This is a genomic window from Pseudomonas sp. R4-34-07 (assembly GCF_003852375.1).
Classification (GTDB): Bacteria; Pseudomonadota; Gammaproteobacteria; order Pseudomonadales; family Pseudomonadaceae; genus Aquipseudomonas.
Genome location: NZ_CP027760.1, coordinates 2,932,501 through 2,953,003 on the forward strand (window position 1 = coordinate 2,932,501; position 20,503 = coordinate 2,953,003).

Sequence of the window (20,503 nt, forward strand, 5' to 3'; positions counted from 1 at the left end):
CTGCGCTTAAATGTATTTCTTGAAAGTCGCTGCAGTGATTGTCATGGTCACCCCAAGCATCATGGAACAAGGTAGAAATACGGCCATAGGATTGAGCGAAAAGGGCAGGGACAGGTAAATGATCCAGGGCACAGTCAGTAGTGGAATCACTGCCCGTTTAGCCCGGTGATAGACAAAACTGCTTTCTCGCCCAGCGCCAAATTTGCGTAGGTCACGGTGCATCAAACCATCGACGAAACCAGTGAACATAGCTGAGAAAAATAAGGGCATGGCCAGGACCAAAATGGTCAGACGTACCAGGAAGGTAAAGGTCACATACACAGCGGCCATTATGAAATCCTCAATGCTCACGTAGAACTGGTTGATCCAGCTCCAGAAGCCGTTGCCCTGGCTCGACACCCGTGCTTGCCGAGCGAAGTCCGCAAAGCCCGTATTGACCAATAACCATTTATTGAGAAAATCCAGCCACTGGACAATCGTCTGTTCAGGTTGTTGGAGGATGAGAGAATATTTGAAGTGCTCACTCAGCCAGCCCAGTTCGTTCCCCAACATGGCTTGGCTGTGCCGCCAACCCTGATCGCCCCAGAACAGCAGCAAACCGGCGTACTCAATGAGTATCGAGAACAGCAACGAGGTGATCAGCAAACCGATGATGCGTAAGACCAAGCCAATAACCGAGACGATCAATCCCTGGCGCTGGTTCGGTTGTGGCGGCGTGTTCTGTACGGAAGCCACCATCCTTTACTCCATTGCGCACCGTTAAGTTGATGCTGCCACGGCGCCTGCCGAATACGTGTTTTCGGAATCAAAACCTGTAGCGGGGCGGGTTACCCCAGCTGGTCCAGATCGAAGTTAGTTGTTGGGCCGCCACCGCTCGCACTCCACCATTGGCCCGCCTGTTCGTTGTAAGTGGCCCGCATCCGCTGCGCAAGCTCCTGCAGGTCCTTGGGCATGGCATCGTCGTTGGGGGCTTTAGGCAACGGCATGCGGACTTTCCAGAGCTGCCCACCTGCCTGGAAGGAGAACATTTGCCTTTTGGGCAAACTGACAATGTGAGCAGGCTCGATCAGCGGCACGCTGGTGCTGCTGGCACGGTCCTGTGAGGACGAGGTGAAATCAGTGTTGGCCTCGGGATCGGAGGTGTCGGTGGCACCTGACACCAGCGTCCTGGTCAGCACGTTAACCTTGGGTAACTGATGGGTGAGTAGTTCAGCGGTCGCGGTTTCGCGCACCCGCAGCATCTGTAGGGTGTTGAAATTGCCGACCACCTGGCCGGCCTTGGCGCGGTTGCCTATACGTGCTTCGATATCGCTGAGGGTTTGGGTATAGGCGGTTACCTGGATACCGGCACCGCCCCCCTTGTTGATCAGCGGAATGAACTCATCGCCCATCAACTCGTTGAACTCATCGGCATGCAGGTTGATTGGCAGTTTGTCACCAGCGTGATTGAGGCAGCCCATGGTCAATGCCATGTTTGTAAATATGTCCCGCGACCGAGACCAAGTCGGCGAACATTGAATTGCCCACGGCGGCGGCCACTTCGGCATCACTCAACGCATCCAGGCCAACGTAGACGATGCCGCGTTTTCGGATGATCTGCATCCAGTCGAAGATCGGCCGCGGGTCATCCAGGTCGGTGTAGTTGGGAGCCAGTAACTGGGCGGTCTTGCCGGTGGTGAGTTTCTCCAGCAGCGGCAGCAGCGAGGCCACGATTTTGTCGAGGTAAGTGCGGTCGTAGCGCACCGCTGAACGCAGTCCATCCATTACCGGATCAAATACTCGTTTCGCCGCCAGATATTGTTCGATGGCCACCACGCGCTTTTCTCGCCCAGTCATATGCCGGGGAATGTTCTTCTCGGTGAGCTTGCCTTCGAGCTGGACGATCACTTCCCACGCTTTTGGATCGGTCTTGGCGAAAAACTGCTGGGCGTATTCGATGAACAGTGCGTCGATGTTGACCACATGCCGCTGGATTTGCAGGTAGTCCGGACGCCGGCCCAATTCGATCAAAGCCCGGGCAATGATGTTGACGAAGCGCCAGGCGAACTCACGAAATGCCGCAGAGTTACCTACGCCACTGAGCTGCCCGGCGAGGCGTGACGCGACTTCCGAAATGCGCCCGAAACGTCCCGCGGCGTTGTAGCGGGCGGAGATTTCTGGCCAGCCCAGATGGAAGACATAAAGCTCTTTCTCCCGACCGGCGCGTTTGGCTTCGACGTACATGCGCTTGAGTAAGTCAGCATCGCCCTTCGGGTCGAAGACAATCACTACCTCATGTTCAACGCGATGAATGTCCTGGGTGATGTACACCTCGGCGAGTCGCGTCTTGCCGACGCGGGTCGTGCCAAGCACCAGGGTGTGACCGACCCGTTCGCCCAATGGCAGACTGACTTCCGTTTCATCGGGCTCGACCCCATGCAGCAGTGGCGAGCCTCCTACCGGTGGTAAAGGGCGCAACGGATTGAAGGCACTGTCCCAGCCGGTGACACGGGACAATATCGAGAGCGGAAACGGTGCATGCTCAAGGGACCGTTCGAGACCACGGGCCATGCGATAGCGGGTCGGTTGGTCCAAATAGTGGGCGACCGCGGGATCCTGAGCCTCGACCAAGCGCTGGGTGTGTAGGCGGGTCCAGCGAAATCCGCGGCCCATGAACAGACGCTTATAACTGATGGGGATCTGCCGACTGGTCAGCTCGTAGCGGGGCAGCCGACGGATATTGCGCCGATAGCGCAACACCTCCCAGGCTTGTCGCAGGCGGATCAGGCCGAATAAGGTATAGGCCTGCGCCGCAACCAGCCCGATCTCGGGTGACAGGGCCACAGCCCAGGGCGAGTACACGCACAACACCGCGGCGGCGATGCAGATCGCTACGGTGTACAACTCCGCCGCCGGCCGGAGCTTGGACTCCATCGCATGCTCGGCCATGACCTGGACTCACTGTTCCAGTGAGGTGGCGGTGATCAAGACGGGGTAGTGCTCATCTGCAAGGGGGTGGCGATGTCGTTACCGTTGACCGGCAGGATGGTGATGCCCGGGGCGGCTGCTCGAATCCGGGCCAAAGCTTAGCGATCCAGTTTCAGGATGCGCTTGAGATGGGCAAACAACATTTCGACCTTTTTTACGTTCGTGGCGAGAGCGTACGTACTCGGGCGTCGCCGCGATGCGTCGACGCCACATCACGACCGGCCTGATGGACTCTACGGAGGATCTTACGAATCGAAATGTTCGGGCAGCACTTGGCTTTCATCGGAAAGCCAACGCAGTCGGTCTGTCTGGATCGGAAGATGATGGTGTTGGTTTTTGTGACGTGCGAACGCTCGTTCTTGAAGACTCGCCATTCGTTGCGTAATACGTTGCCGGCTGCACAGCGATATTCCTCGGCCTCTTCATTCCAGTGAAATCGTTACTCGAAAAGCTGTCGTTCTTGCGCTCAGTCTTGTCCCATACCGGCACATGCGGTTCGATGTCTTTTCCTCCACCATCCAGGCCCGCATCGGCGCTGTACCGTAAGAGGCGTCGCCAGTGAGGCGCTCTGGCTTGATGTCGAACTGCGCTTCGACCCGATCGATCGTCGTCTTCGTGCTCTCGACTTCTGCGGTTCGATGAGCCGGTGTGGGCTCCACATCCATGATCACGCCGTGCTTGGTATCGATCAGAAAATTCGTGGAGTAAGCATAGAAAGCTGGGCCGCCTGAAGCAGCTGTCCAGCGGGCTTGAGGATTCGTCAGCGACAGGCGCTTTGGTAGCGTTTCGGCCAAAGCCTCTTCATGGAGGACTTCAAGGTACTCACGCACGGCGCGAGTGCTCAGGACCGGATTGCTCCAGTTGACCGCTCCATCATCCGGTATGCCGCGCTGCCGACTTGCATCCGCTTTGATGATGCTGGCGTCCACGGCAAATCCTTCGCCTTTAACCAGGCCCGCGTCCATGCTGCGACGTAGCACTTCTTTGAACAACCAGCGAAATAGATCATTGTCCCGAAACGGCCGTGTCGTTTTTTAGAAAAGGTCGAGTGGCTAGGGACTTCATCTTCAAGGCTCAGCCGGCAGAACCAGCGATACGCCAGGTTCAAATGGGCCTCTTCGCACAACTGCCGCTCGGAGTGTCGGCACCGATGTAGTCAACGCAGCCCTTTGGCTTGGAATAGCTCGACAAGCCATTCGCCAAAGACGCGCACACGCGCGCTAAGGTGCCGATTTGGCGAATAGACGATGTAGATGGGGTTGGGTTCCAGCGTCCAGTCTTCTAGCAGCTGAATCAAAGCGCCAGATTTGAAATGCGGTTCGGCCATGAACATTAATGTTTGTAGCACCCCCATTCCGGCGAGAGCGGCGGTGAGCAGTGCGTTGGAGTCATTCACCGACACGAAATAATCTGCGTCGACCGTGATGCGTTCATTCGCTCTAACGAACTCCACTGGCAGTCGCCGATGGGTGCCAGCGAAAAAGTAGCGCACCATCTGGTGGCCCTTTCTCAGATCATTCGGATGCAACGGGATACCGTAATTCGCGAGATATTCCGGCGTTGCGCAGGTCACGAATTTCAGGCTGCCCAGGCGACGGGCAATGAGCGACGGATCGCTCAATGCACCGCCGCGAATGACACAGTCGACCCGGTCAGCCAGTAGATCGACAGGGCGGTCGCCCACTCCGATATCCAGCTTCAGGTCGGGGTAGCGTTTCTGAAATTCCGGGAGTGCGGGCAGCACCAACATGGTCGCCATGGTCGAACCCATGTCTACTCGCAATCGTCCATGGGGACGGTCTTGGGCGCTGACGAGATCCGATTCCGCTTCAAGCCACTGATCAACCACACGCACCATCCGCTCATAGTAAGCAGTGCCGTCATTTGTAAGCGAAATGCGCCGTGTCGTGCGGTTTAACAATTTGACGCGAAGATGATTCTCCAGCGATTGAATGTGTTTGGTGACCGTGTTACGAGGTAGGTTAAGCGCCTGTGCAGCCTTGACGAAGCTTCCTGCCTGCACCACCTGAATAAACGCCTTTACGGCTGTGAAGTAATCCATGCTGCTACCCGATTCAAGAATTGGTTCGCTAACCCGATTAGCACGATATTAGGAACAGTGGTGTAGTTTCTAGCTGATTTATCCCGAGGCCGCCATCACATAAATTGATCTCACCGAAACGAAGCCATCCATACCGGATTGCTCTCAGAGGAGATCTTATAAATGGCTCAGCATCTTCAAGGCAAAGTTGCACTGGTAACGGGTGGTTCTCGTGGCATCGGTGCCGCCATCGCCAAACGTCTTGCCGCCGACGGAGCACATGTTGCTTTCAGCTACGCAAAATCGCCCGAGCAGGCACAAAAAGTCGTCGCCGATATTCAAAGCCTAGGTGTTCAGGCTCTGGCGGTTCAGGCTGATCAAGGTGATACCGACCAGGTGAAAACATTGGTCAAACAGGTTCATGGACACTTCGGTCGCTTGGATATTCTGGTCAATAGCGCTGGTGTTTTCGTCACCGGTCCTGTTGGCGACCCTGATGCCGACATCGCCGCGTTTGATCGCCAGCAGGCCGTTAACGTAGGCGGCGTGGTCACGGCGGTGCGCACTGCAGTTGGTTTGATGAATGACGGTGGCAGGATCATTTCGCTGGGAACAACAGGGGCAGATCACGTGCCATTTCCTGGCGCTGCAGATTACATCGCGACCAAAGCGGCAGTGGCTGCCTACAGCCGTGGATGGGCACGAGATCTAGGGCCGCGCAACATCACCGTAAATGTTATCCAACCAGGCGCCATCAACACCGAGATGAATCCCGAGACGGCCGATCATGCGCCCTTCCTGGCCGGGCTCGCAGCGCTGGGTCGCTACGGACAGCCGGAAGATATCGCGGCTGCCGTCTCCTTCCTTGCAGGCCCGGATGCCTCCTACATCACCGGCGCCACGCTCAATGTCGACGGCGGCCAAAGCGCCTGACCCATAAGACCGTCAGCGAACACAGGTTGAAGTCATGCCGTCCGTGGACAGGTCTGCGCGATTGGCCGGGGTTCGCTCGCATCGTTTTCCTTCACCGAGGTAACCATGAATCAACGCGTTCGCATTTACCAACAGGGGACCCCAGCTGCCCTTCAATATGAAACCTTCACCCTTGAAGATCCTGCTCGGGGACAGGTATCGATACGCCAGGAAGCTATCGGGGTGAATTACGTCGACACGATGTTCAGAGATGGCACTTTCCCCGTGCAGTTGCCCTTCACCGTCGGTGTAGAGGCTGCTGGTGTCGTAGAGGCCGTCGGCTATGAGGTGGACCATCTTAAAGTCGGTGATCGTGTGGGTTACTTCTTCGCGCTCGGTTCCTATGCGGAGCGGCGTGTAATCGATGCAAGTTCACTGATCAAGCTGCCCAATGACATTTCCAGCGAGCAGGCTGCCGGGCTGTTATCCAAGGGGCTGACTGCCTGGGCTCTGGTTAAACAGGTTCACAGGATTCGGGCAGGGGAAACCATTGTTGTGCAGGGTGCCTCTGGCGGCGTGGGTACGTTACTTGCCCGCTGGACGAAATCAATAGGTGCCACCGTCATTGCTACGGTCGGCTCCGCAGAAAAGAAGCGGATCGTCGAAAGCTGGGGGTTCGATAAAGTTTTGCGTTCGGATGATCCAAATCTGGCTGAACGAATACAGTCCGCGAACGGCGGAGCGGGCGTCGATGTGGTGTACGACCTCGTAGGTCAACTGACATTGGATGCGTCGATTCACGCACTCCGCGACGGGGGAACGCTTGTTCACGTCGGCAACGCTTCCGGAGCCGCCACACCGGACACAGTGCTACTTGCTTCGCGAGGCATTCAATACATCCAACCCTCAACGCCGCAGTTCGTGAACTCTCAGAACCAGAACATGGCGGCCTCCGAAGTGTTCGAGCGATTCCGGGAGGGAGCATTAGGCCCGCTGGAACTCACACGTTATCGACTGGATGAAGCGGCGCGGGCGCATCAAGCCATCGCAGCACGCAAACACACCGGCTCGATACTTCTGATCCCCTGATGCTGAAACACGCTTAAAGCTTGGTTGAGAAAATACTTGATAACACTAATAACTTTTTTAAAGGAAATGAGTATGAACAATGTCACCAAAACGCTCGCGGGTTCGCTTTTGGCTCTGGCGGTCGGTAACGCATTTGCCGCGGAAAGCGACGTTGAACACAACACTCAAGCATTTCTCGACGCGTTGAACTCCGGTGGTGGGAAGCCAATTGAGCAGCTTTCGCCTAAGGACGCTCGCGCTGTACTCACGGGTGCCCAAGCTGGAGTCAAACTCACCTTGCCCAAGGCTGATATCAGCGAGAAGACCATCTCGGCCAATGGCCAGGACATCAAACTCACGATTGTGCGGCCGTCGGGTGTAACCGGCACCCTGCCTGTGTTCATGTTCTTTCATGGTGGCGGCTGGGTGTTAGGCGACTTCCCGACCCACGAGCGCCTAGTGCGGGATCTGGTCGCTGGATCAGGGGCGGTGGCGGTGTTCGTCAACTATACGCCTTCGCCTGAAGCGCACTACCCAACGGCGATCAACCAAGCCTACGCGGCTACCCAATGGGTTGCCGAGCACGGTAAGGGAATAAATGTCGACGGCAAACGTCTTGCTGTAGTGGGCAACAGCGTCGGCGGCAACATGGCCGCAGTTGTCAGCCTGATGGCCAAGGACAAAGGCACACCCGCGATCAGATATCAGGTTTTGCTGTGGCCGGTCACCGACGCCAACTTCGAGACCGGCTCTTACAATCAGTTCGCTGAAGGGCATTTCCTCACTCGTAACATGATGAAGTGGTTCTGGGATAACTACACCACCGATCCAAAGCAACGCGGTGAGATCTATGCCTCGCCGCTGCGCGCATCACTGGATCAATTGAAAGGTCTGCCGCCCGCGCTGGTCCAGACTGCCGGCTCTGATGTATTGCGTGATGAAGGCGAAGCCTATGCCCGCAAGCTTGATCAGGCAGGTGTTCCGGTCACGGCGGTGCGATACAACGGCATGATCCACGATTACGGCTTGCTCAATGTGGTCAGTCAAGTGCCGGAGGTTCGCTCTGCAATGCTGCAGGCGTCGCAAGAGCTAAAAGCGCATTTGAAATAGCTACTAGTCATTGCGGGAGAGTACCGCCAGCAGCGGCCCAGGCACATCATCTACCGGAGTGGCCTCGAGGAGAGTTCATCATGCAACTTTGTGCAGTTTTGAAAAAGAAAAGCCGCTGCTGTGTGCTCTTGTGCGCCATGTGTCTCGCCGCTTCCGGCTGGCTGTCGGTGTCGAACGCCCATGAGGGTCAGGACCACGGCATGCCGTCCGCTATCGTTGACTCTCAGACCGCTTTCATCACCGAGAACGCCGCCGCCATGGAGAAGATGATGGCGGGTATGAATGCCAGGCCCACCGGCGATGTCGATCAGGATTTTGTGACCAGCATGAGCGCGCATCATCAAGGTGCTATCGACATGGCGGTGACGATGCTTAAGTACGGGCATAACGAGCAGCTCAAGCGCATGGCGCAAGAAATCATCATCGATCAACAGCAAGAGATAGCGGCGATGCAGCAAGCTATTGGAAAACCATTGCCGCCATCGATTGCTTCTCCCACCCAGGTCTCCGTCGTCACACCCTGATTATCTTCAACTAAAAGGACACACCTTATGAAGTTGCCAATACTTCGATTGGGTCTGCTTGGCTGGGCGCTGCTGGCTGGATCGGCGGCAACGCAGGCTGGCCAGATTCCAGGCAAAGCCTCTGCTCAGGATACTCCAATCACTCATCAGGATCGTCTCTACGCAGCGGAGCAGTTCTCCAACACGCTTTCGGTCACGGACCCCGTGGATAACAAACTGCTCGGCTTGATCAGCCTGGGTGACCCGCAACCAGGTAATCTCAGCCCTCTGTATAAAGGGGAAGTGCTCGTACATGGTCTGGGCTTCTCACCCGACCATAAGACATTGGCGGTCGTATCCATCGGCACCAACTCCGTGTCGTTCATCGATACCGAAACCAATACCGTCAAACACAAAACCTATGTGGGCCGCGCACCCCACGAAGCGTTTTTCACACCCGACGGCAGAGAAGTGTGGGTGACCGTGCGCGGAGAGGATTATGTGTCTGTGCTGGACGCGCGCACCTATCAAGAGAAAACTCGGATCAAGACGCCCGCGGGTCCTGGCATGCAGATTTTCTCACCGGATGGCCAGTATGGTTACATCTGCTCCTCATTCAATCCCGAAACGGTTGTGGTGTCGGTTTCTACCCACAAGATCGTGGGGCATGTCGCGCAGGCCAGTCCGTTCTGCCCGAACGTCGCTGCATCAGCGGATGGGAAGCAAGTCTGGTTTACCTTGAAAGATGTCGGGAAGGCGCAAGTGTTCGAAGCCAATCCACCGTTCAAGCTGATCAAGACACTCGACATCGGACCGATTGCCAACCACGTCAACCTGGTCAATAACGCCAATGGTTCCTTCGCCTACATCACCGTTGGCGGACTCAATGAAGTGCAGGTCTATCGCTCCGACACCTTTGAAAAGTTTGCGACCATTCCCGTGGGGAACCTGCCACACGGCGTTTGGCCGTCAGGTGATGGCTCCCGTGTCTACGTAGGGCTGGAAAACGCCGATGCAATTGCGGTCATCGATACGTTGAGTAATAAGGTCGTTGCGAACATACCCATTGGCCAGGCGCCGCAGGCTATCGCCTATGTACCCAAGGCCGTGACCAAGGGTTCTGGCACTGATAACCTTCAGCCTCTGGGGCTCGCCGGCCAGGCTGTGCACCTGGCGCTCGACTCGGTCGGTAAAGTCGCGGACAAAGCGCCCACCAGTGTGACCCTGTTCAACCAAGGGCTGACTCAAGTGCTGCAAGCGGCGGTCACAGGCCTTGAACCCAAGAAGCCGTACACGCTTGCGCTGGCGGACAAGGCCGATGGCAGCGGTGGGCTGCAACCCTTGGCGATGTTCATGACCAACCCGGCAGGGTCTGCCATTGTCAACACCGTCGGCCCTATCCGGCAAATCGTTCAGGACGATGCGCCCGATAAGCGTCGGTTTTTGGTAGTGCTGGCTGGAAAGCCAGACAGCCTCGGCCCGCTGGCCCAAGTCCAGGCAAAACCATAAACCGTATCCAACCCGGCCTGCTCGCCGGGCTTCCACTCATACGCCAAGGGTTCATTGAGTCAGCCCATTCCTGCGTGCATGCCTGACCCCGATATCGACAGCAGCCCTTTTGGGCAGGTGTTAGTTTCCGGCTTGCGAAAGGCAGGCGGCGGCTCAAACGGCAAGCAAAATGGCGGCGAAGCCAAGCCCGAGCTTCTTGCTGACTTTCAGGTTGTCCAACCACTTTGCGCTCATTACGTGTATGCCTTTGGTTTTTTTCGAGATGCCCGTGAATCGGCGCTAAGTTAGGTAACTTGATAATTGGCGTTACAGGAATCAGCTCGCAAACTAATGGAAAAGCCACAAAGACCCCGTTCTACGAGGCCTTCAGCCCTTCATGAATATTTATTTAGTTTTGCTTCGCGGTTCTTTCCCCGATGGGTCGGCGACCCGCAGAATAAAAGTGTTTTGTATCAGGATGGACAAACAACTTTGAAGAGGGCGAATGTTGGCCCTGATTGGACACTGACCCAGGACGACTTGCTGATGTGCTGGCAAGCTATGGGATTTCGCTTGTTTTGGGCGCGGTATTTTACGGGGTATGGTGGGCTTTCATATGAAACGCGCTAGCTATGAAAAGACCACCAAATCGAACCGGTTTATACAAGCTCTTCATGCTGGATTCATGCTGAGTTGGCCGTACGGTTGCTTGCTTCTAACCACGTTGATAACGCCGTCCGGGTAACCCGCTTCCTGCGCCAGCACCGCCAGGTGCAGCGCCGATTGCGGCCGCTAATGTGGGAGGGGCTTGCTCCCGATAGCGCTTTATCAGCCAGCCCATTGGTCACTGAACCACCGCTATCGGGAGCAAGCCCCCTCGCCACAACATCCAATACGCTCTCAGTAACGAATCATCACCGACTTCAACTCGGTGTAGTCCTTAATAAACGCACTGCCAAACTCCCGACCTACCCCCGAAGATTTACTCCCCCCAAACGGCACCGCCGGATCCAGTAACGTATGCATATTCACCCACACCGTACCCGCCTCAATGGCTGGCACCATCCGCAGCGCCTTGCCCAGATCATTGGACCAAAGGCTGGCGCTCAATCCGTAGGGCGTGTTGTTCATCAACGCCAGCAGTTCCCCTCAATGACTGCCAGTTTTTGCAGATGTCGGTGGCGTCCATCTGTGCGTGGCGTAGCGATGCACCCCGAGCGCCTCCTGCATTAGTAGAAGTCGCCGGGACGCAGATGTACAAGGCGTGCACAGTCAAAACGGAGGCGGGGTGGGGCATTGTGTGACGGGACGGCCTCACTGAGGCTGTGTTGGGTTACACCACGGAAGTGCGAACATTCAAACAAGCGCGACCGGTTTGGATACCTTCTCGGAGAATTACGAATCAACGTTTGGAGGGCGGCGGGTCGCCGCGTCTCTGATCAACCGGAGGTAAGGGTTGTCGAACGTGCCCGATTGCATCACTGCCTGGGGGTCGCGTAATAAGTAGCCGTGCAAGCGCTTGCCTGGCCGTGAGCCGCACACCTCGCATGTCCACAGGTTGAGGTCGTCGGCGCGTTTGCGGTGTTGGCCCAGCCGCTCGAACTGTTTTTGCAGCCATTGCCAGTCTGCTACGCCTTCGGACTTGGCCGTGGTGACCAATTCGGGATGTTCCTGCAGGTAGCGCCGGAAGATGCCAGGGCTGACCAGAAACAGGGTGCCGTCCACCGTGTGCAGCAGCGCCGTGGCGGCGTTGAGGGCCAGGCGTTTTTGATGCAGTCCGTCGCGCAGCCAGTGCAGGAACTGCTGGCCAGGTGAATCGGCCGCAAGTTCGGGGCCTTTGGCGACCAGGAGTGTCGTTGCGCTCGGCGTCGGTGTTGCCGGTACTGGTGGTGGTTCGTCTGCGACGGTTGGGGTGCCCGACGTTTCGGTGGCCGCTGCCGAATCCACCTGTAGACTGCCGACGAACGACGCCGGACGTTGGTCGGGCTCCCAGATGAGATGCGGAGACAGCTTGAGCAGGGTAAAGATCTGCGTCCAGCCGCTGTCGCTACGCACGGTGACGCGCCAGATGGCTTTGCCCTCCGGGTTGTCCAGCACCAGGCCGTGTTCCTGCAAAATGTTGAATAGGGTGGTGTTGCGTTCGGGAATACCGCTGATGCCTTGGGATAGCAGATGGGCGCGCAACTTGTCCGAAACGGTTTTGCTTACCAGCCAGAGTGCATCGTCGGTGAGCCAGCCGTCCGAGGCTTCTGGTTGGTTGAGCTTGAGCACTTCGTGCAGCAGATAGCGCAGGCCGTCGATCAGCTTGCGTTGCAGAGCGTGGCGGGGGGCGGCCAAAGCCTGCACCGGGTCGCCGCCGAGCGCGCGGGCAACTGAGGCTTGGTCGGCGCGGATGACCAGTTCGCCCAGGATTCCGGCGTGTTCGTACTGCCCGGCCAGAGCGTGCAGCAGTGCGCCCCATAATTCCGAAAAGCCGCTGAGCCAGTCCAGCGGTTCGCGACCCAATACGGCGTTGACCAGCAGCCCGGTCGCGGTGCCGTGCAGGTGATACTGCCGATCCGGGTTGTGGCGGAAGCGGTAGGGCTGTCGCAGAGGGCCGTGCCAGGGGTGCCAGCGTCGACCGGTCTGGTCTTCCACCATCAGGTCGGTGGCCAGCTTGCCGATATCGTGCAGCAACGAGGCGTAGGCGATGCCGGCGGTCCAGGCTTCGGCCTGCTGGGCCTGGTTCTCGGGTGGTGTGCCCAGCGGTAGCAGGTGTGACTGGCGCAGCTTCAGCGCGCAGACGACGATTTCCAGGCCGTGATCCAGCAGGCCACCGGCGTGGGCGTGGTGATGGCTTTGCGAGGCGGGGAAGTGCTGTACCAGTTCGGCATAGCGTTCCAATGGGGCGCGGTACAACGCGGCGAATTGTGCTAGGGAGACGGCGGTGCGCTGCCAGATTTGTTCCATCAGTGTTTGACGGTGGGGCGTGGCCAACAACTCTGCCGCCGATTGTGGGCGCAACCAGCCGCTCGGCAGTTCGATGTCTGCGGCAATGGGCGATTCAGGTGCCCCTTTCCGGGGGCGCAACCAACTGAACATGGCGTCCTCCAAAGTGTGCGTGGCGGGAGTGCCTTTTACCTTTTCTGGATAGAGCCTTTGCCATTGACGAACCCTTCCGTTGCGCCCCTTGCGCCCGCCGTTTCAAGCCATTTTTGCTGACGGGCGGCACGCAAATGCCAGGAAAGTTGTGGTATCCATTGATACTTGTCCTTCGTCGAACTGGAGTGCTGAAAAGCCCGTTGTCATTGAGGTGATGCCATGAGCGGTCATCCAAAAAACAGTAAAGCCGAGCGTGTCGGGCGCTGGTTGGGTAGAGCCTATGTAGGCCTGCTGCGACAGGAGCAGCGGTTGCGCTTGTGGCTGATTGGGCTTGGGATTCCCGCACCGGGTGCCAGGGCATTCGCCTGGTGTCTGCGCCTTAGCGCAATTGTCTTGCTGCTGAGCTTTTCCCTCGTATTGGCCATGATCGTCTTCAGCTTGTGGCTGGTTGGTCGGGGTGTTGCTCGGAGCGACTTGTCGTATCGAACACCCGATGTGGAATGGCGAGATGGTCATTCGGGCTTCGGTTTGTACACCCGGGATGGTTTTCGCATTGATCCGTACGTGTCCGAAGAAGACTAACGTCGATTCTTGGGCAGAGCGATCTCCTCATTTCAAAACTTTCGTCACTTGTCCTGCACCAGAGCCTCCAGCAGATTTGGCGTCTCCCGTGGCCGTCGTCAAGCCTTGAAGCACACCTCCAACTCGAATTCCGGCGATTCCTAGAGCAATTACCCAGAAAGAGGGAAGCACAAGGAACATCATTGCCATTACAAAATTCAGCAACATATCCCCAAACGAATTGTTCAACCCAAACAACACATTGAAGTTGCTGTGCGGCGAGCCGCTGCCGTAGAGCGCGTCCAGAATGGTGCTGTCGATCCAGCGTGCCAGCTGGAACCAGAAATCCACGAAGAACAACGCGAACTGCACACAGGTGGCGGTCACCAAGATCTTCAGGTCGTAGGTGCCGATCACCAGCACCAAAGGCAGACAGATTACCAAGGCCATCTTGAGGAATGACAACACCATCGGCAGTGCCTGGCGCACCACGTCCATGGCCGGGAAGAAGCCCAGCGAGCCCACGGTCAGGCCCAGGTCCGCGGTGGCGCGGGTGACGATGTTGGGGATGCTCTTTTCAACCTGTCCGCCGTAGTCGTTGTACACCTGGCCCTGGTTCATCACCTGCTGGCGGGGCGCGGCCACCGCGCGGATCACGGCATCATCGACTTGCGTACGAGGGATAAAACTGGCCCAGCGTGACAGGCGTGTCAGCAGGTCCGCATCCACTTGCTGCAACAGGCGCGAGCGTAAACCACTGTCGGCATCTGTCCACCATTGCCGGCAATCCGGATAACCGCCACCGTCCGGCACCTGTGCCAGTCCCGCATCGCGGTTGGCGTCATACGGCCACGCGCTGCGCGGGGTGTTGGAGCGGTAGCGGTCGTAGAAACCGGGAGTGTCCAGGAAATAGCGTGAGCCGATCCAACTGACCCCGTTCATCTGTTCATCGCTCAGCGCGGGGCGGTCCATAAACAATCGTGCACGGGCGCGGGCGTAGCAGTCGCGGGTGAAGTCGGCCACTTCCTGGGCCAGCAGCGGGTCGTTGATTCGTGCACCGTCGATGGCCATGCGCATCTGCCTCAGGTCCGCCCTACAGGGGATCGAGGCCACTGCCGCACCGGTCACCGCCTTGGACAACGAATGCATAAAGAACCACCACACCGGTACTTCGGCGCTCTGGTTGTTGAGGGTAGTGAAGGCGCTGTCCCAGCCGGTTTCCTTGGGCGCGACGACGCGCACCTGGCATTGCTGCGAGCGGCTTTCATCGAACTTCAGAGTGCTCAGGCCTACCGGGATAAACGGGATGGCTGCGAACAGGATCACTACAATCGCCACCCACACCCGATTCTCGATGCGCATCGCCGACAGCACACCCTTGTTGCCTTCATCGGCCCCTTCGGCGCGGGCGCGCAGCCATTCCTGGAGGATGATGGCGAGAAAAGGCAGCGCAAATACGCCGCTGGCCACCAGCACCTGCCATAGGCCATTGTTGACGATCCAGCCCACCAAGGTCAGGTAGTACTCCAGATAGTCGGTGGTGGTCAGGGTCATATTGCCTCCGGCCCCCAAAAGGCATTGCTGATTTCCAGCAATACCAATGCGGCTATGCCAGCGCATTCGGCGCGGCACAGGCGTGCAGCGGCTTCGGGTTCGCGCTGTAGCAGGCGAGCGCGCATCCAGCGCCAGCTGCAGATGAGTGCTGCGTATAGGCTCAACCGCCAGAGCAGCAAGCCCACTGCATAATCGCGCAGCCAGTTGCTCCAGCCCTGCACATCACCCAGCAGGCGGATGGCGAGCACATTAATCAGCATGGTCGCGGACAGCAGGCCCAGGACCCACACCGCACCACGGCCCAATGGGCGCAGGTACTTGAGGTCCGGCCAACGCATCTCAGCGGACTCCCTCGGCGGGCTGTTCGATCTGCTCGATGCGGTTGCGTTGCGGATCGCCCTGATACACGCCGCGCGAACCTTCGATGCGCAGTTGATTGCGCCGCAAGATCTCGCTCGCAGCATTGGCCGCCAGGCTGCGGCGCAGCTCTAGTTCGGTCTTCAGGTTCTGGATTTCCAGGGTCAGCATGTCGCTCTCCTGGGCTACTGCCTGCTGCGCCAGCTCGTTGGCTGCCACATTCGGTTCCTGGCGCCCGGTCAGCAGCGTACGCTGCAACAGCAGGGCTTTCTCCAGCACGCTGGACAATGCCACTTCCGAAGCCAGGCGCTTGCCCAACAGATCCTGATCGGGTTCCTCGCGCAGCGCCTCAATCAGTCCCCGTGTCACCGGCAACGCGTTGCTGCCGGCGGCCTCCAGGTTGGCCGGGGTGGTTGGTACGCGCTTGCTGACCAGATCCAACAGGGCCATGAGTTTGGCGTCGTACTCCTCCTGAATCAACGGGGTCAGCCCGGTGCCCGGCGTGCTGTCGGTCTTGCTGCAACCGTCGCAAGTGCGCTGCACCTGCTCGCCCAATACGCGGTTGGCCCATTCCGCTGCGGCCTGGGGCGACGACCAGCTCTGGCAGCTCAAGCGACCGCTGCAATTGGCGCTTGGAATCGAGGAGGTATCGGTGGCGCTGCGACCGTTGAGCAGGTTGTAGCCAGCGCGGGTCACATCACTGACTACTTTGATCGGCGGCTGTCCGGTGCCGCCGGCTTGCCCGCCGCCGACCCAGGGCACGCCACGATTGCCGCGCTTGGCTTCAGTCTCCTCAATCGCCGCCACGGCATCGGTCTTGCTGGTAGCTTCTTTCAGCGCCATGCCTTCGGCCAGTTGCTCCCAGCCTGACTGCTTGCCGGCAATATCGGCCATGCGGTTGGCAATCGCGCGGCAGGTGGATTTGGAACGGTCGAAGTCCAGCCGCGCCTGCAAAATTCCGTTGGTCAGCAGGTTGTACAGGCCGGGGTTGGCACGCTGGATGATCAAGGCGGGCAGGGAGGCGACGGCGCTGGTGGCGTTCTGGATCACGCTGCTCATGATCGACTGGAAGCCGTTGGTAATGCCATTCAGCTGGTTCTGCAGAGTGGTCTCCAGGCTCATGTCACCGCAGATCATGTTGCTGCTCCAGCCTACGCCGACCCCGAGGCTGCGCATATTCGCCCCTGGGCCCATTGGCACGGCGCGGCCACCACCGATGCTGTAGAGCACGTCGTCGCCGATCACGCTGCCGCTGGCGCCGAAGTTGGGATCGTTGGCGTAGGTCGGGAGGCACAGCAGCCCGCAGATCAGCAGTGCGGCGGGGTAGCGGCTCCTCATCGTTCACCCCTGGTACCAGTGCTGCCGAGAAACAACTGGCCCTCGCGTTTGCAACAGCTATACGGGCGCCACAAGCCCCAGACATACGCGCCGTCCTCGGCCTGCGGCAGCGCGTCAGTATTGGGAAACACCGCACAGCTCATCGACAGATTTGGTTGCAGCCGCTGCCATTTTCCGCTGTCGGCATCGTTCTCGCGCAGTGCGCCGGCCGGCCAGTAACCCGGTTGCGCCTGGGTCAGCAAGGACTGATACAGATGTGGCTGGCCGCTGCGGGTGACGACATCGCCAGCGCGCTGGGCGACCACGGCTGCAGCTTTGTAATCGTCGGCCTGCTGCAGGAAACCACCGCGCGGATATACGCTGCCCCACAGATCCCCGGTGACACCCACTTCGCGCTGACCGAGTGTCAATGCCTCCGGATAGACCATCTCGGGAACGTTGTAGCGCCAGGCGAGGAAGTCGAAACTGCTCAGCAGATACGGCCTATACGCGGTGCCGGCACCGGTGCAGCTGTAGCCGAACTGGCTGGCGAAGCGATTGAACAGCAGCGTGCCCGGATGGCCGATCACGTCCGCATTCTTGAACTTGAGCAGCGCGTTTTGGTTGGCTTGATTGGTCGTGCTGTCGCCGCCGCCCTGTGCCGAAGGATGGGGTGGGCTCATCAACGCGACTTCGCGCCACGGGTTTGCGCCGGTATCGGCATAGCTCGACACCACCGCGTCCGGCACATAGTGACGCACCTTCACCGAGGTTTTGACCTTGCAGCCGTAGGGTGTGCAGCGCAGCCAGTAGCACACGCCGACAATGCGGTAAGCCAGGCAGTCCGGGGACAGGCTGGAGCGGGCGAGAGTGGCGCTGTCGATGGCGGTGGCGCTGCTGACCACGGCGAGCAGTGCCAGGCTTGCTGCAGCGGGTAAAGGGTGTCGACGGTACATGGGGAGCAACTACCGATTGAGGAATTCAAGGGGTAGTTGAAGGGGAGAGGCAAAGGATGTCGCCGCACTATGCGCTGCGACCGATACCCTTATTGCGGGCCGGTGCGCGCGATGCTCGCACCGGTAGTCGGGCTTATTTGGTGCAGGTCAGTCGCGAGTACGTCGGTGGATCCAGCAGGATGCCTGGGGTCATAAACGTCGAGCAGTTGAATACCCGGCCCTTGGCGGTGGTGGCCTGGAACGTCAGCTCAGCACCGCCGAGGAAATCTTCCTTGCCTTTGGTCACCGGGCCCATGATCAGTTCATCGGTAGAGGCCAGACCGATCGTTTCGGCGGTGACCTTGTGGATCTGCAGGACATTTGGGTTCGTGGCGCAGCCTGCCAGCAGACTGGTCAGGGCGATGAGCAGCACGGCAGTTGAGGTTCTGGTCATGGATGTGGCTCCTTGCGGGTCTAGGCGGCAGCAAGCTGTGCTACGTGCCGTCTGTGGGAATCGTCTAGGGAACAGGGAGTTGCCCTACGGCGGCGGAGTCTATGGGCGTGCGAATGCGCCCACAATCAGCCGGACGAAATCCAGATGGAGCCCACGGGGAAGTGTTTGTGGTCTGTCGGAAATGGGCTACAAATGCGTAGTGTTGTCGACCGATTGGATGAAAAAGGCGCCTGAGTAGAGCGCCTTGAGGTTCAGCGTACGAGTAGGGTGCGCGCGTCTTTGAGCAGCAACAGCAGTTGCGATTCGCTGGCTGGGGAGGATTCGAAGCCGAACCGCCGGTAGAAGCGTGCCGCCTCCTCATCCAATGGATGGGTCAGCAAGGCCCGCACACCGACCTGATCGGCTACCGTCAACGTGCGCGCAATCGCCTCGCGCAACATCCCGACACCGATACCGCGGCCCTGATCGACACCCGATACCGCCATGCGTGCCAGGATCGCCACGGGGATTGGATAGCGGCCCATGCCACGGCTGATCCGTTCCGGGGCCGTGAGGACATCGACTTGGCCAACGGTCAGACTGAAATACCCGACCAGTCGCCGGTCGTCCAGTACCACGAAGGTTCGGGCCGAACCGCTGGATTGTGCCTGGCGGGCATGTCGGATCAGCCACTCGTTAAGCACCGGTTTACCGCAGTCGAAGGATTCCAGCACATGGCTGGCATCCAACGGTTGCGGGGCACAGAGCATCAGTTGCTCCAGGGTGCAGGACGGCTCAGCAGGTCCTGTAGGCCAGGATTGTCCTGTACGGGCCGGTCGAGCAGCTCTACAAAGGCCTGAGCTTGTTCGCCGTCGAGCAGGAACAGCCGCTGATCGAGCAGGGTCTGCTCGGCGACCTGACAGGCACTGTCGAGGATGAAATCGGTTAACGATTTGTTAGCCAATTTGGCCGCCCGACGCAGGACGGTGTCTTGCTGTGGGGTAGTGCGCAGGCCGAGTCGGGAGCTGCGCGGCGTGCTGATGGTCATCTTCAGGGTCTCCAGTGAAGATAAATAAATGTTAGCACATTGTGCGTACATGCAAGAAAGGGCCATCAAAGGCGACCGGATTCGGCAAAGGAATACGGCTCGCCCTCGCCGATGATGAAATGGTCAAGTACCCGGACTTGGATGCCTTCCAACAGTATTTTCAGCTGTTGGGTCATAACCACGTCGTTATGGCTGGGTTCGGCACATCCAGATGGATGGTTATGGACCAAAATCACGGCGGCACTGTTGTGTGCCAGGGCGCGCTGAACGACATATCGTGGATACACGGCTGCGCTGTCAACGGTGCCTTGGAACAGAGGTTCGAAGGCGAGGACGCGATGTCTGGTGTCGAGGAACAGCACGGCAAACACTTCGTTCTTTTCGCCGGCCAGCGCCAGGCGTAGGTAGTGACGCACGCTCTGTGGGTCTATCAGGCGAGGCCCGCGTTGGAACAGGCGCTGCTCCAGCACGCGGAGAGCTTGGTGGACCAGTTGCTCTTCATTTACCGTCAATGCTGTGGATGGGGTGGCCTGTGGCGGAACAATGCAGGTGGAAAGTGACACGCTCATGGGAATCTCCTGAACGAATGACAGGGTCCCGGCCCAAGGGGCATGGAACCCCGAGGGTGTGATGAAAAAATCGCGCCCGGAACAGGGCGGCAGGAACGCTGGATCAACGCGGTGATGCTGCGTCGTGGTCTTGAAGATTGCGACCACCTGGGCGGTTGCCTGGCAGGGCCAGGCAACACAACGACTTTGGACGCAGTAAACCGAGCGCGCCAACCAGGCTCCAGCATTAATGGAATCTGTCGCGCTACGCTTTTTTAAGGCCGTTGGCGGGAGAGTTTCAGTGTTCGGGTGAAGGTGCCATCCGGGTTGGGTTGCGACGTCATTTCTCCGGAATAGCCTGAGTACTTCCCAGTGCTACCGATCCCCGCCACCAACGACGGGCCCACCTTATGCTCTTGCCCTGCCACGACCAGAGTGCCTTCGACTGTGCCTGCGGCGTTAGTGAAAACAGCGTCCATTCGCATTGACTGTGTACGCTTGGCAAGGTGTTGATGCAGTAGCCACTGTTGCTACCGATGTCGTGGCGGTCTTCGTTCATCAGGGGTTGGTCGAAGACGAA

17 protein-coding genes and 4 pseudogenes are annotated in these 20,503 nt (G+C 58.6%); 6 read left to right on the top strand and 15 right to left on the bottom strand.

The genetic code is table 11. From position 1 onward, the window contains the following. Positions 1-6: 6 nt before the first annotated feature. From C4J85_RS13355 to C4J85_RS13375, 5 genes and pseudogenes are all read right to left on the bottom strand, one after another. Complete coding sequence (locus C4J85_RS13355; RefSeq protein ID WP_124409854.1) at positions 7-738, bottom strand: TIGR03747 family integrating conjugative element membrane protein; 732 nt, start codon at positions 736-738, stop codon at positions 7-9. 89 nt (positions 739-827) lie between these two features. After that, positions 828-2,928 (bottom strand): annotated as a pseudogene (traD, locus tag C4J85_RS13360) (type IV conjugative transfer system coupling protein TraD). Between the two features lie 9 nt (positions 2,929-2,937). After that, positions 2,938-3,065, bottom strand: a pseudogene (locus tag C4J85_RS27835) (DUF2859 domain-containing protein); the annotation flags it as partial. A gap of 3 nt (positions 3,066-3,068) precedes the next feature. Next, a pseudogene (locus tag C4J85_RS13370) lies at positions 3,069-4,105 on the bottom strand (transposase); the annotation flags it as partial. 18 nt (positions 4,106-4,123) lie between these two features. After that, positions 4,124-5,029, bottom strand: coding sequence for a LysR family transcriptional regulator (locus tag C4J85_RS13375; protein WP_124409855.1), 906 nt, complete (start codon positions 5,027-5,029; stop codon positions 4,124-4,126). Between the two features lie 162 nt (positions 5,030-5,191). On the opposite strand from C4J85_RS13375, the gene C4J85_RS13380 reads away from it, so the two are divergent. From C4J85_RS13380 to C4J85_RS13400, 5 genes are all read left to right on the top strand, one after another. Then, complete coding sequence (locus tag C4J85_RS13380; RefSeq protein WP_124409856.1) at positions 5,192-5,941, top strand: SDR family NAD(P)-dependent oxidoreductase; 750 nt, start codon at positions 5,192-5,194, stop codon at positions 5,939-5,941. Positions 5,942-6,046: 105 nt separating this feature from the next. Beyond that, positions 6,047-7,009: a quinone oxidoreductase gene (locus tag C4J85_RS13385; RefSeq protein WP_124409857.1), complete on the top strand. Its 963-nt coding sequence runs from the start codon at positions 6,047-6,049 to the stop codon at positions 7,007-7,009. A gap of 72 nt (positions 7,010-7,081) precedes the next feature. After that, the gene (locus tag C4J85_RS13390) at positions 7,082-8,098 is read left to right on the top strand and encodes an alpha/beta hydrolase (protein WP_124409858.1); all 1,017 of its coding nucleotides are present in this window, start codon (positions 7,082-7,084) and stop codon (positions 8,096-8,098) included. Positions 8,099-8,178: 80 nt separating this feature from the next. Further along, entirely contained in the window at positions 8,179-8,622 is a 444-nt protein-coding gene (locus tag C4J85_RS13395) for a DUF305 domain-containing protein (protein WP_218567710.1), read from the top strand. A gap of 27 nt (positions 8,623-8,649) precedes the next feature. Beyond that, complete coding sequence (locus tag C4J85_RS13400) at positions 8,650-10,110, top strand: YncE family protein (RefSeq protein WP_124409859.1); 1,461 nt, start codon at positions 8,650-8,652, stop codon at positions 10,108-10,110. Positions 10,111-10,989: 879 nt separating this feature from the next. On the opposite strand, the pseudogene C4J85_RS13410 reads toward C4J85_RS13400, so the two are convergent. Both C4J85_RS13410 and mobH read right to left on the bottom strand, forming a co-directional pair. Continuing rightward, positions 10,990-11,235: pseudogene (locus C4J85_RS13410) on the bottom strand (aldehyde dehydrogenase family protein); the annotation flags it as partial. 249 nt (positions 11,236-11,484) lie between these two features. Next, entirely contained in the window at positions 11,485-13,170 is a 1,686-nt protein-coding gene (mobH, locus tag C4J85_RS13415; protein ID WP_124409860.1) for a MobH family relaxase, read from the bottom strand. Positions 13,171-13,389: 219 nt separating this feature from the next. On the opposite strand from mobH, the gene C4J85_RS13420 reads away from it, so the two are divergent. Next, on the top strand, positions 13,390-13,752 hold the full coding sequence (locus tag C4J85_RS13420; protein WP_124409861.1) for a DUF3742 family protein: 363 nt from the start codon (positions 13,390-13,392) through the stop codon (positions 13,750-13,752). Between the two features lie 27 nt (positions 13,753-13,779). Here C4J85_RS13420 and C4J85_RS13425 read toward each other — a convergent pair whose 3' ends face one another. The 8 genes from C4J85_RS13425 to radC all read right to left on the bottom strand — a co-directional run bounded on the left by C4J85_RS13425 (position 13,780) and on the right by radC (position 19,944). Then, complete coding sequence (locus C4J85_RS13425) at positions 13,780-15,285, bottom strand: conjugal transfer protein TraG N-terminal domain-containing protein (RefSeq protein WP_124409862.1); 1,506 nt, start codon at positions 15,283-15,285, stop codon at positions 13,780-13,782. Beyond that, a complete protein-coding gene (locus C4J85_RS13430; protein ID WP_124409863.1) occupies positions 15,282-15,623 on the bottom strand; it encodes a hypothetical protein in 342 nt (113 codons plus the stop codon). The genes C4J85_RS13425 and C4J85_RS13430 overlap by 4 nt, the downstream gene beginning before the upstream one ends. A gap of 1 nt (position 15,624) precedes the next feature. Next, positions 15,625-16,980 carry an integrating conjugative element protein gene (locus C4J85_RS13435; RefSeq protein ID WP_124409864.1) on the bottom strand — a complete coding sequence of 452 codons (1,356 nt, stop codon included), beginning with the start codon at positions 16,978-16,980 and terminating at the stop codon, positions 15,625-15,627. After that, positions 16,977-17,915 (bottom strand): TIGR03756 family integrating conjugative element protein, encoded by a 939-nt coding sequence (locus tag C4J85_RS13440; RefSeq protein ID WP_124409865.1) that lies wholly within the window; start codon positions 17,913-17,915, stop codon positions 16,977-16,979. Before C4J85_RS13440 ends, C4J85_RS13435 begins: the two co-directional genes overlap by 4 nt. 133 nt (positions 17,916-18,048) lie before the next feature. Next, on the bottom strand, positions 18,049-18,348 hold the full coding sequence (locus tag C4J85_RS13445; RefSeq protein ID WP_124409866.1) for a hypothetical protein: 300 nt from the start codon (positions 18,346-18,348) through the stop codon (positions 18,049-18,051). 251 nt (positions 18,349-18,599) lie between these two features. Continuing rightward, the gene (locus C4J85_RS13450) at positions 18,600-19,097 is read right to left on the bottom strand and encodes a GNAT family N-acetyltransferase (protein ID WP_256657914.1); all 498 of its coding nucleotides are present in this window, start codon (positions 19,095-19,097) and stop codon (positions 18,600-18,602) included. Next, positions 19,097-19,375 (bottom strand): DUF1778 domain-containing protein, encoded by a 279-nt coding sequence (locus tag C4J85_RS13455; RefSeq protein WP_124409868.1) that lies wholly within the window; start codon positions 19,373-19,375, stop codon positions 19,097-19,099. The genes C4J85_RS13450 and C4J85_RS13455 overlap by 1 nt, the downstream gene beginning before the upstream one ends. Before the next feature lie 65 nt (positions 19,376-19,440). After that, positions 19,441-19,944 carry a DNA repair protein RadC gene (gene radC / locus C4J85_RS13460; RefSeq protein ID WP_124409869.1) on the bottom strand — a complete coding sequence of 168 codons (504 nt, stop codon included), beginning with the start codon at positions 19,942-19,944 and terminating at the stop codon, positions 19,441-19,443. Positions 19,945-20,503 lie beyond the last annotated feature (559 nt).